This window comes from Xylanibacter brevis P6B11 (assembly GCF_000621825.1).
GTDB classification, from domain to species: domain Bacteria; phylum Bacteroidota; class Bacteroidia; order Bacteroidales; family Bacteroidaceae; genus Prevotella; species Prevotella brevis.
The window spans coordinates 48,938-60,744 of sequence record NZ_KK211353.1 but is presented as its reverse complement, the minus strand read 5'-3'; the positions used below and the strand labels follow the sequence as shown (position 1 = coordinate 60,744).

Here is an 11,807-nt window from a genome sequence, read left to right as displayed (position 1 = left end):
TCCCCTACATGGGAGGGGAGGGGCTACGCAAGGTTCAAGCTAAGAAAACAACCGCACAGGTTGAAAAATTTGACTTCCCCTGTCGGCCGTCGAGCAGATCTTCGCTGGTAAGCAGGTGAAGACCAAGGAGCACGCGAAGCAAATTTTGATAATTGACAAATGAAAGCGGACAATTGATTAAATTCTTCCGCGTGATCTATCCTATCAGTTTTTCAATTTGTTTATTGGTGGCGTGGGGTAGGATGGCGTGGAAATGAGCGGTCAGGCGTTGATAGGATTCTGCCGGCGTGCGAGGGCAACGGAGGTGGTCGCGCCCTAACAGCTGTTCGGGCGTGGTGAGCAGCGCCCAACCCCACCCATACTCGTTGTTGTGCTTGTCGCGGGGATAAACAAAGTCCTCAGTGATGATGCGGCACGCCATCTGGAGGCGGGTGACGTAGCCGTCGAACTTGCTGCGCATCTTGGGGCCTGTGAAGCCGCAGGCGGCACGCAGTTCACGTGTAATCATGCTGCCTTGCTCCTGTAGGGTCAGCAAGATGGCTTCCTCAATACTCCCTTCTTCCGGCGATGGATACTTGCTGCGACGATAGTTGCAGAAGTCGGGCCACCACTCGCGGCTGATAAAGCCAGCCTTGCCGGCAAAGAACTTTCCATAGACACAGTTGCCCTCCTGTACGATGGGTCCTTTCCACTTCCACAGCGGCCAGTCCCAACCGCCATCGGGATAGACGACATAGCGGCAGTCTTCGTCCACCAAGTCTTCAGCAGAAAAACCTGTGATGCCGCTGTCCAACAGAGGCAGAAAACCTATTTCTTGGATCAAGTCCATCAGTTCCGGGCAACTATGTATTTCTTCTTGTAGTCTCATCATATTTCGTCAAATACTTCTTTAAACATGAGTCGGTAGGCCTCCACCTTTTTGTCGAAGGCCAGGGGATAAGCGCGTGAAGAAGAGGGTAGGCGCCATAGGGTGAAGGGTGAGGCGGTGCGCCTTTGGCGCAAACTGAGAACTGAGAGGTGAGAAGTGAGAGGTGAGAGGTGGTGCGGCAGAGACGAGCACAGAGGTGTTGACCTTGGGTACTTCTGGGATGCCAAGGGTGGCACAGATGGTGGCGGTGGCCTTCTCGCCAGTGGTGACGATGGCACGGAGGTGGGGAAGCTTGGAAATAAGGGCGCGGACATCGGTGGGCTCTACCACCTCGAGGAATTTGTCGGAGGCATTGTCTTGCAGACGGCGGATGGCGGTGGATGTGTCGTAGAAGGCGAGGCCTTTCTCCCGACAGAAGGCGATAATATCGTCGATCTTGAAGCATTTATGCTCTGTGTCCACAAAGTGGTTCTTGTCGCCAAAGAACAGCTGACCCTCGATGCGCCAGTGGTCGTTGATGAAGTTGGGATAGTAGAAATCCATACACCACCGCTTGCGCTGTGGAGGGAAACTGCCCAAGAACAGTACTTGGGCGTTCTCGGGAAGGAACGGACGCAGTGGGTGATACTCCACGCTGTTGGTGCTGCGCGCTATGTTTTCTTCGTTCAGGTAGGATGTCGTAGTGGTCATAAGCGGTTCTTTTACTTTGCAAAATTACAAAATTTTTTGATTTGATGACGACAATACAAATTTAATTCGTATCTTTGTCGAAAATTGGATTTCTATAAATTAATACGGATTAAACATGATAAGCGATACCATCAAGTATATCGGTGTGGATGATCTCGACATCGATCTCTTTGAAAGTCAGTATGTGGTGCCCGAGGGCATGAGTTATAACTCGTATCTCATCGACGATGAGCAGATAGCCGTGCTGGACACGGCCGATTGTCGTAAGGGCGAGGCGTGGAAAGCTAACCTGACGAAGGCCCTGAACGGTCGTCAGCCCGACTATCTGGTGGCGCACCACATGGAGCCAGACCATGCAGCGCTGATAGCCTGGATGATGGAGACCTATCGCAATGTCAAGCTGGTGTGCAGCGCGCAGGCCGCGAAGATGTTGCCCAACTTCTTCGAGGGCGTGAACTTCGAAGGTCGCGTTGTCATCGTCAAAGAAGGTGATACCCTGGCGCTGGGACAGCATACCTTGCACTTCATTGGTGCAGCTATGGTGCACTGGCCCGAGGTCATCATGAGCTACGAGAGCACAGAGAAGGTGCTGTTCTCGGCCGATGGTTTTGGTAAGTTTGGCGCATTGGTCAACGAGACCGACGACTGGGCTTGTGAGGCACGCCGTTATTATTTTAATATATGTGGAAAGTATGGCTCTCAGGTGCAGAGCGTTCTGAAGAAGGCTGCAGACATCGATGTGCAGACCATCTGTCCGCTGCACGGACCAGAGCTGCAGGGGGCAGCCCTGAAAGAGGCGTTGCGCCTGTATGACATCTGGAGCAAGTACGAACCCGAGAGCGAGGGCATCTTTATTGCCTATGCCAGCATCCATGGCGGCACGGCCAAGGCTGCCGAGCACCTGGCAGAGTTGCTGCGCGAGAAGGGCGCCAAGAAAGTGGTGGTGAGCGATCTGAGTCGTTCGGACCTGGCCGAGGCTATCGAGGATGCCTTCCGCTATCCAACGGTGGTGGTGGCAGCCTCCAGTTATGATGCCGGCGTGTTCCCACCCATGCACGACTTCCTGTATCACCTGCAGATCAAGAACTACCAGAAGCGCCGCTTCGGTATCATTGAGAACGGCAGTTGGGCGCCAACGGCAGGTCGCGTGATGCGCACGATGATAGAAGCCATGAAAGACTGCGAGATCGTAGAGCCGATGGTCAGCATCCGCTCGCGCATGAAGGCGGAAGACGAGGAACAGCTGCGGATGTTGGCAGAGGTTTGTGCGACTTTGTCGCAAAGTGAGAAGTGAGAAGTGAGAAGTGAGAGGTGAGTGCGCCTTTGGCGCAACTTCAACGATGAGACTAAAAACGCCCCTCCATTACAGGGAGGGGAACGGGGGTGGGTCTCTCTCTCCCTCCCTCGGGAGGGGCGGGGAGGGGTTGAGTGACATAAACAATTAAAAAGGATAATTAAGATTTTTTTTGTGACGCTTTCAGATTATTTAGACTACCTTTGCAACCCGAATTCAGTTTAAATCTTAACACATTAATTAATTATTTCGGGATAACTATGAGCACAGTCCTTGTTATTGCCTTTATTTTGTTGGTAACCAATGCGTTAGCGTTCTATTTCGTGCGTCGCTATTATCAGCGTCTGCTCAAGCGTGAACTCGGCAAAGCACAAAAAAGCGAACGCCTGAAGTCTGTCTTCCTGGCCAATGTGAGTCGTTCGCTGCGTAAGCCGCTTAATGCCATCCTTGGCTACAGTAACATCATTCTGGCAGAAGAGAATAAAGACCTGCATGCTTCGCAGGTGAGAGACCTGGTGTCGTTGATCAATGCAGACAGTCAGCAGTTGCTTGGCTTTATCGGCCAGCTTCTGGAGTTGTCAAACTATGAGGGAAGCATGCCTTCGTTCACGCTGATTGAAGTCAACCTGGCCGAACTGATGGCCTCCTATCGTCGTGAGGCTATGAATGTGACCCGTCCCGATGTATCTGTGGTTCTTCGCAGCGACTTGTCGCCCCACTGCAAAGCCACCCTCGACACCAACTTCATGCACCAGCTGATGATGCATCTGCTGACCGAGGCTGCCAAGAACACGATGAAGGGTGATATCATGGTTAACTTTAAGTATGAGCGTCACGGTCTGAAGGTGGCCATCACCTATGGCGGGGTAGGAAAGACCGACCTGCTGACCGAGGATATCTACTCATTCCTGCAGAAAGAGGATGCCATGATGCTGACCAAAGACAACTCCCGATTCGGACTCTCCATCTGCAAGGCCATCATTGATGCTTTGGGTGGCGAACTCGATTTTGAGACGGGCAATGGCTCAAAGACGGTTGCCTCGTTCTGGTTTCCCTGTAAGATGCGCGACAAACATAAACGATAATCATCGTTACTTTCCCCCAAAAAACTTCGAGCAGAACGTCTCGAAGTTTTTTTTTATTTAATCCGTTCCAAGTGCCGTTTTTAGGCTAATATGTTTATAAACACCTTTGAAATTGTTTAGTTTTACGGAAATTATAGGCTAAAAAGGGAAAAATGTATTAAAAGATAGACATACATTCAAAAAAAATGTTTATTTTTGCACCGACAAATAAACCTGATTTAATTATATCGCTTAGGAAAGTCGGATTATGATAACGATTAATAAGATACTCAATTGGTATTTTAATAAGAAGTCTTTACCTTATTGGTGTATGCTTTTGCTGGATGCACTGATTTTGTTTATATCTGGAATATTTTCTTTCTGGCTGTACCGCAAGACCAACTTGCTCGTAGAAGACCGTTTCCAGGTGTTCTACACCATGCTGGTGTTCACCCTGTTTGGTTGCATCGGCTTCCGTATGTTCCGCACCTATTCTGGTATTGTAAGATACAGTAGCTTTGTGGATCTGTCGCGTGTGGCCTACGGCAACCTGCTGGCCATGGCGCTGTCGTTTGGATATACGCTGCTGATACATTGTTGTGGCTTCAACGATTTTGCAGTGTTCAACAAGACCGAGATTCTGCTCACGTTCGTGATAGCCACCGTCCTGATGTGGGCCATCCGTATTCTGGTGAAGAACCTCTACAACATTGCCATCACCGACAAGGGTGCCATGAGGGTGCTGATATTCGGTGCACTGAAGGGTGGCGTCGGTCTGGCCAAGAATATCAATACCGAGCGTCCTAAGCGCTTCAACCTGCGTGGCTTTATCTCGCACGACAGTCGTGCGCATCAGATTCAGTTGATGGGACTCAACGTGTATCATATATCCGATGATCTTGAAGAAATCATCAAGCACGAAGGCATCGGGGGTATCCTGGTGTCGCCACTGCGTGTCAAGGAATTCCGCGATGATACCGCCCTCCAGGACCGTCTGATTAAGGCTGGTTGTAAGATCTTTATGGCAGAGCCTGCCAAGGAGATGGACGAGATAGAGATGACTGAAGACGATATCCAACGCATGCAGTTGCGCGAGGTCCAGGTGGAAGACCTGTTGCCCCGTCAGGAAATCAAGGTAGATATGGACTCTGTGGGTGCCTTGCTGGCAGGAAAGACAGTGCTGATCACCGGTTCGGCGGGCAGTATCGGTTCGGAGATGGTGCGCCAGATAGCCATCTACAAGCCCGCCAAGATGGTGCTGATAGACCAGGCCGAGACGCCCGAGCACGACATCCGACTGATGATGGCGCACGACTATCCCAACGTGGACGCCGAGACCATCGTGACCAGCATCTGTAAGGCTGACCGTATGGAACAAATCTTCGAGGCGTTTAAGCCCGACTACGTGTTCCACGCCGCCGCCTATAAGCATGTGCCTATGATGGAGAACAACCCCAGCGAGGCCGTGCAGAACAACATCTATGGCACGAAGGTGATTGCCGATCTGAGTGTGAAGTATGGCGTCAAGAAGTTTGTGATGGTCTCTACCGATAAGGCTGTGAACCCCACCAATGTGATGGGTTGCTCAAAGCGCATCTGCGAGATCTACGTGCAGTCGCTCAACAACTCGCAGGCGGTGACCCAGTTTGTGACCACCCGTTTCGGCAATGTGCTGGGCTCTAACGGTTCGGTGATTCCTCTGTTCCGCGAGCAGATCAAGAATGGTGGCCCCGTGACGGTGACTGACGAGCGCATCGTGCGTTTCTTCATGCTGATACCCGAGGCCTGTAAGCTGGTGCTGGAAGCAGGTACCAAGGGACATGGTGGCGAGATCTTCGTCTTCGACATGGGTAAGCCGGTGAAGATTGCCGACCTGGCTAAGCGCATGATAGCCCTGAGTGGCGCGAAGAACGTGGAAATCAAGTTCACGGGTCTGCGCCCTGGCGAGAAACTCTATGAGGAAGTGCTCAACGAGCTGGAGGGCACCAAGCCATCGTTCCACGAGAAGATACGTATTGCCGAGGTGCGTGAGTACGACTATCAGGAGGTGAACAAGGAAATCTGTGAGTTGATAGACCTCTCCAAGCAGTATGACGATATGGCCACGGTGGCTAAGATGAAGCATATTGTGCCAGAGTATAAGAGCAACAACTCCATCTATGAGAAGTTAGACAGTGCGCCTTTGGCGCAAAGTGAGAAGTGAGAAGTGAGAAGTGAGAAGTGAGAGGTGAGAGGTGAGTGCGCCTTTGGCGCAAGATGAGAGATGAGAGATGAGAGATGGTGCGGCAGAGCCGCAAAGTGAGAAGTGAGAAGTGAGAAGTGAGAAGTGAGTGCGCCTTTGGCGCAACCTCAACGATGAGACTAAAAACGCCCCTCCATTACAGGGAGGGGTTGGGGGTGGGTCCATAAGCGGCACTATTCATTGCGAATAGTGCCGCTCTTTTTTATCTAATCCTTTTAGCGTTTGCTGGTAACGTCTTTCTCGTACTGCTGGATGGCAGCGATGTATTCCTCGCCAACAGGCACGTTGTTCTTCAGGTTGAAGTAGTCGAACACAGCACCGAAAGGCATAGACTTGGCCTCTTCCATCAGTGCCAGACGCTCGAAGTACTGACCGTTGTCCTCGTACTTGCGCAGCAGTGCCTTGGGTTCGAGCAGGGCCTGCAGGATGCACTTCTGAGTGGCACGTGTACCTACGATGTAAGCACCGATGCGGTTGATAGAAGCATCGAAGTAGTCGAGACCCACATGAGCGCGATCCAGAGCATCGCAGCGTACCAGTTCCTTGAACAGATCCAGTGTCTGATCGTTCATGATGGTCACGTGGTCAGAGTCCCAGCGCACGGGGCGGCTCACGTGGAGCATCAGCTCGGGCACGTACATCAGCAGCGTGCTGACGAAGTCGCTCACGTTCTCGGTCTGCTCGTAGTGGCCGGTGTCCAGAGTGTACATCTGCTTGCGGGTAGCGCAGTAGGCTGTGTAGAAGTCGTGTGAGCCCACGGTGTAGCTCTCCAGACCGATACCAAACAGCTTAGCCTCGAAGCAGTTCTTCACGCCGTCCAGCTTCTCTTCCATGATCTCGTCAAGAGAAGCAGCCAGGATCTCACGATATTTCTGACGCTGCACGGGCATGTCCTTGCTACCATCATGCACCCAGATGTTCATGATACAGGGATCGTTCTGTGCCTTACCCATGGCGTCGGCAATGCGACGACAGCGCTTGGTGTGCTCAATCCAGAAGTCACGGATAGACTTATCGGGGTTGCTCAGTGACAGGTCGCCACTCTTGGGATGCGAGAATGAGGTAGAGTTGAAGTCCAACTTCATGTTGTTCTCCTTGGCCCAGTCAATCCAGCTCTGGAAGTGCTTAACCTCCACTTGGTCGCGATCCACGAACTTGCCCTGGAAGTCGCCATAGATCTCGTGCAGGTTCAGACGGTGGTTACCAGCCAGCAGTGTCTTGACAAACTCAATGTCCTGACGCACCTCGTCGATGTTGCGTGCACGACCGGGGTAGTTACCTGTGGTCTGAATACCACCACTCAATGCTTCGTTGCGCTCGAAACCAACTACGTCGTCGGTCTGCCAGCAGTGCAGCGAGATCTGCTGCTTCTGCAGGAGGTCGAGCACTGCATCTGTGTCAACGCCAATGGCAGCGTAGCGGTCTTTTGCCACGGCATAGGCTTTTTCAATTAGTTCAGCTTTCATTTTCTTTCGTTGTTTTTAGAGTTATAATTATTTTTATAATGTCGTTATAGGGGGGACACAGCGTTGAACCTTATGCCAAGAGGCGTTTAGGCCTGTGCTGTGATGCCGAGGAACTTCTCGTAGGCCTTGTCCCAGATGGCCTTGTCCTGTGGCTCATACTTCACCATAGCTGTAGAGTTGGCGATGATGTTGCGCATCTGCCAGATGTCCTTCACCAGGGCCGATGCCTTGGCCTGCAACATGATGTTGCCAATGGCCGTGCATTCCTGTGGGCCAGCCAGCACGGTGGCACCGGTGGCATTGGCCGTGAACTGGTTGAGGTATTTGTTCAGGCTGCCACCGCCGATGATGTGCAGCGTGTTGAGGCGGACGTCAGTGAATTCCTGAAGCCATGTGAACACCTGACGATAGCGCAGAGCCAGCGAGTCGAAGATGCAACGACAGATCTCGGCAGGCGTCTCGGGAACAGGCTGATGGGTGTTACGGCAGTACTGCTGAATGGCTCCAATCATGCTCGATGGTGCAGCAAACACCGCGTCGTCGGGGTTGATGATAGAGCGGAAAGCCTCCACCTGCATGGCCGAACCCTGCAGTTCGGGGTGGGAGAGACGGCGCACCTCCTCGGGCCACTCCAGTCGGCAGCGCTCGTAGAGCCACATGCCGCAGATGTTCTTCAGGAAGCGGGTGGTTCCCTCGATGCCTCCCTCGTTGGTGAAGTTGCGCTCGTAGCTCAAGTCGTTGATAATGGCATCCTTGGTCTCGATGCCCATCAGGCTCCAAGTGCCGCTAGAGAGGTAGGCAAACTGCTCGTCCTTGGCAGGTACGGCAGCCACAGCCGAGCCCGTATCGTGACCAGCCACTGCAACGACAGGGATGGCACCCAGTCCGGTGAGGCGCTGCACCTCTTCGGTCAGCGTGCCAATCACGGTGCCGGGCTGCACCATACGTCCGAACTTAGAACGCTGCAAGCCAATGGAGCTGAGCAGTTTCTCGTCGAGCTCCTTGGTGCGAGGATCCAGCAACTGCGATGTAGAGGCGATGGTGTATTCACAAACCATCTCGCCGGTCAGCATCCATGACAGTGCATCGGGGATGAACAGGATCTTCTCAGCATGCTTCAGGGCCGAGTTGTTCTCGCGCTGCATGGCATAGAGCTGGAAGATAGAGTTGAAGTTCATGAACTGAATGCCGGTCACATCATACACCTCGCGCTTGGGCAATACGTTCTTCAGGTAGTCGTCCATAGCCTCGAAGGTGATGGGGTCGCGGTAGGCACGTGGGTTGCGCAGAATGGCACCGTCCTCGCCGATGCACACAAAGTCAACACCCCAGGTGTCAATGCCGATTGATGTGATATTGATATGGCGGGTGGCTACCTCTTTCAAGCCACGGATCATCTCGAAGTAAAGTGCGTGTATATCCCAGTAGTAGTGACCTCCCTGCTCAATCAGGTTGTTGGGGAAACGTGTCACCTCTTCCAGGTCAATCTTGCCATTGTCAATCTTGCCGATGATGGTGCGTCCGCTTGTGGCACCAAGGTCCACGGCAAAGAAATAATTCTCGTTTTCCATTGATTTGTTTTAGTTGTTTTTAGCGTTCGCATGCAAAGATACTAAGAATAACACTTTTGCTGGCCGTATTTTTTGATTTTCTCACTAAGAAAAATGATTTTCTCAAAATAAATGTTTAACTTTGCAAACCGAAAAGATAAAGGGTAAACAGGCAACAACTAAAATCTATATTAAGTAATATTCAAAATCCAATGTCAACATTAACCGTTTTCATTGTCGCAGTCTTCTGTATAGGCTATCTCTGCATAGCGCTGGAGAGTGTGACAAAAGTCAACAAAGCAGCTATTGCGCTGCTGATGTGTGTAGGCTGTTGGACACTCCTCATGGTGGCACCTGGTGCCTACTATCCCGAGTTGCCAGCAGACAGTGTAGTGCACCATATCAGTGAGGTCATTGAGCACCACCTGGGCGATGCTGCAGGTACGTTGTTCTTCCTCATGGGTGCGATGACCATTGTGGAGATTGTAGATTCCAATGGCGGCTTTAACTTTGTGCGCGACACGCTGAAGACCAGTTCCAAGCGCAAGTTGCTGTGGCGTATGGCCTTTATGACCTTCTTCCTGTCGGCCATCCTCGACAATCTGACCACCAGTATTGTGATGGTGATGGTGCTGCGCAAGTTGGTGCAGAACCGCGAGGAACGTCTCATCTATGCTGCACTGATCATCATCTCTGCCAATAGCGGTGGCGCTTTCTCGCCGATTGGCGATGTCACCACCATCATGTTGTGGATCAAGGGTGTGGTAACCACCCAGGGTGTGTTGACCGAGATTTTCGTGCCTTCGCTGGTTTCAATGGTTATTCCTGCCGTCATCCTGTCGTTCTCGCTGAAAGGACGTTTCGATAAGAGTCAGAACCTGCCAAAGTCAGAGGTCAGCCAGTTCTCTAAGACCCAGCGCAACATCATCTTTTGGTTGGGGGTAGGCGGTCTGATGTTTGTGCCTGTGTTCAAGACGCTGACCCATCTGCCACCGTTCATGGGTATCCTGCTGGTGTTGGGCGTGCTGTGGACCGTGACCGAGGTGTTCCATTACAACACCGCTGAAGACGACACCATGGCTAAGCGTGTGAGCGACCTGCTGTCGCGTATCGACCTCTCAACCATCATGTTCTTCCTCGGCATCCTGATGGCTGTTGCCGTGCTGCAGGAGGTTCAGGTGCTGGCTGCTATGGGTACCGGTCTGACAGAGGCTTTCTCAGGCAACTATTACCTCATCAACGGCATCATCGGTGTGCTGTCTTCTATTGTTGACAATGTGCCCCTGGTGGCTGGTTGCATGCACATGTATCCCGTCAGTGAAGTGGCTGGCGATGCCATGGCCGTGGACGGCATCTTCTGGCAGCTCCTAGCCTATTGTGCCGGTGTGGGCGGTTCGATGCTGATCATCGGTTCGGCTGCAGGTGTCGTGGTGATGGGCCTGGAGAAGATTACCTTCGGTTGGTATCTGAAGCGCATCACGTGGATCGTGTTCGTAGGCTATCTGGCTGGTATCGGTTGCTACTGGCTGGAGAAGGCGCTGCTCTTTTAAAGAAGTAAAAAAAGAACTGCCGGCATTGCTGGCAGTTCTTTTTTTTTGCGGCCTGGCGGCTGGCGGCTGGCGGCCGGGAGATTTTGTCGAGATATCGATATATCGATATGACGATATTTCGACGCGGCCGCCATTCGATATCTCGATATTTCGATATATCGATATATCGACATTCTTTTTGCGGCCGCCGGCGGCTATTTATTTCTAAGTTCGCTGGGCTTACGACCTATCTTGGCTTTGAACTTGGCCGAGAAATAGTCGGGCGACTCAAAGTTTAAGCGATAGGCAATCTCCTTGATGCTGAGGTCGGTGGAACTGAGCAACTCTTTGGCACGCTGCAGTCGCAGGTCTTGCTGGTAAATGGCAGGCGACAGTCCCGTATGCTCTTTAAACAGTTTTCGGAAGTTGCTGTAGCTGACCCCCATGTCCTCGGCAATCTGCTGGATGGTGAGCGGACTCTCGAGCGATTCACGGATGCGCATACGTGCCCTGCTGATCATGTCCACGTGTGCCTCGTTGCGCGTCTTCAACTGGATGTTGCGCTCCAGCGAGTACATCATGCCAATCAGGTGGTTCACGATGCCCGCCAAAAGCTGTTGGGAGTAGGCCGCCTCTTCCACGGCCGTCTCGTAGGCTTGTTTGTAGAGCGTTTCGATATCCGACGAGTATCCCACATGATAAATAGGTTTCGAAGGAGAGATAAAGCCAGCTCTCACACGCTCGTTCATGTTGTTGCCCTTGAATCCAATCCAATAGCACTTCCATCCCTTTTCGCGTGATGGACAGTAAGTGTGCCATTCGCCAGGAAACAAGATGAAGATGTCGCCCTCTTTAAGCACGGTCTCCCTTTGTGATTCGCTGCGGAACACCCCTTCACCTTCTATAACATATTGTAACTGATATTCCTGAAGTGTGCGTCCTTTATGACAGTCGAAATAGTATCCATCGGCATGTCCGCGTGTAGGGTATTCTTCGTTGGGGGCTATCTCCTCGTAACCCACAGTGGTAACGGTCAGGCCCCATTGTTTGTCTCGTTCGCTGGCGAGAAGGTATCTGCTTTTTTGCATAGTTTAATCAAAAAAC

At 52.0% G+C, this 11,807-nt stretch carries 8 protein-coding genes and 1 pseudogene; 4 read left to right on the top strand and 5 right to left on the bottom strand.

Annotation, left to right across the window (positions count from 1 at the left end):
• Positions 1-196 precede the first annotated feature (196 nt).
• Positions 197-871: an AlkZ-related protein gene (locus T496_RS0111750; protein WP_394331352.1), complete on the bottom strand. Its 675-nt coding sequence runs from the start codon at positions 869-871 to the stop codon at positions 197-199.
• A pseudogene (locus T496_RS14145) lies at positions 868-1,558 on the bottom strand (uracil-DNA glycosylase family protein). The gene T496_RS0111750 and the pseudogene T496_RS14145 overlap by 4 nt, the downstream one beginning before the upstream one ends.
• 115 nt (positions 1,559-1,673) lie before the next feature.
• Here T496_RS14145 and T496_RS0111740 point away from each other — a divergent pair.
• From T496_RS0111740 to T496_RS0111730, 3 genes are all read left to right on the top strand, one after another.
• Positions 1,674-2,852: an FprA family A-type flavoprotein gene (locus tag T496_RS0111740; protein ID WP_027450925.1), complete on the top strand. Its 1,179-nt coding sequence runs from the start codon at positions 1,674-1,676 to the stop codon at positions 2,850-2,852.
• A gap of 260 nt (positions 2,853-3,112) precedes the next feature.
• Positions 3,113-3,937, top strand: coding sequence for a sensor histidine kinase (locus tag T496_RS0111735; protein WP_081783650.1), 825 nt, complete (start codon positions 3,113-3,115; stop codon positions 3,935-3,937).
• Positions 3,938-4,184: 247 nt separating this feature from the next.
• Positions 4,185-6,119 carry a polysaccharide biosynthesis protein gene (locus T496_RS0111730; RefSeq protein WP_027450923.1) on the top strand — a complete coding sequence of 645 codons (1,935 nt, stop codon included), beginning with the start codon at positions 4,185-4,187 and terminating at the stop codon, positions 6,117-6,119.
• Between the two features lie 254 nt (positions 6,120-6,373).
• Here T496_RS0111730 and T496_RS0111725 read toward each other — a convergent pair whose 3' ends face one another.
• Positions 6,374-7,624, bottom strand: coding sequence for an L-rhamnose isomerase (locus T496_RS0111725; protein WP_027450922.1), 1,251 nt, complete (start codon positions 7,622-7,624; stop codon positions 6,374-6,376).
• A gap of 86 nt (positions 7,625-7,710) precedes the next feature.
• Positions 7,711-9,195: a rhamnulokinase gene (locus tag T496_RS0111720; protein WP_027450921.1), complete on the bottom strand. Its 1,485-nt coding sequence runs from the start codon at positions 9,193-9,195 to the stop codon at positions 7,711-7,713.
• Between the two features lie 191 nt (positions 9,196-9,386).
• Here T496_RS0111720 and nhaD point away from each other — a divergent pair, with 191 nt between their 5' ends.
• Entirely contained in the window at positions 9,387-10,724 is a 1,338-nt protein-coding gene (nhaD, locus tag T496_RS0111715) for a sodium:proton antiporter NhaD (RefSeq protein ID WP_027450920.1), read from the top strand.
• 194 nt (positions 10,725-10,918) lie between these two features.
• On the opposite strand, the gene T496_RS0111710 is transcribed toward nhaD, so the two are convergent.
• Positions 10,919-11,791, bottom strand: a complete 873-nt coding sequence (locus T496_RS0111710) for an AraC family transcriptional regulator (protein WP_027450919.1) — start codon at positions 11,789-11,791, stop codon at positions 10,919-10,921.
• Positions 11,792-11,807 lie beyond the last annotated feature (16 nt).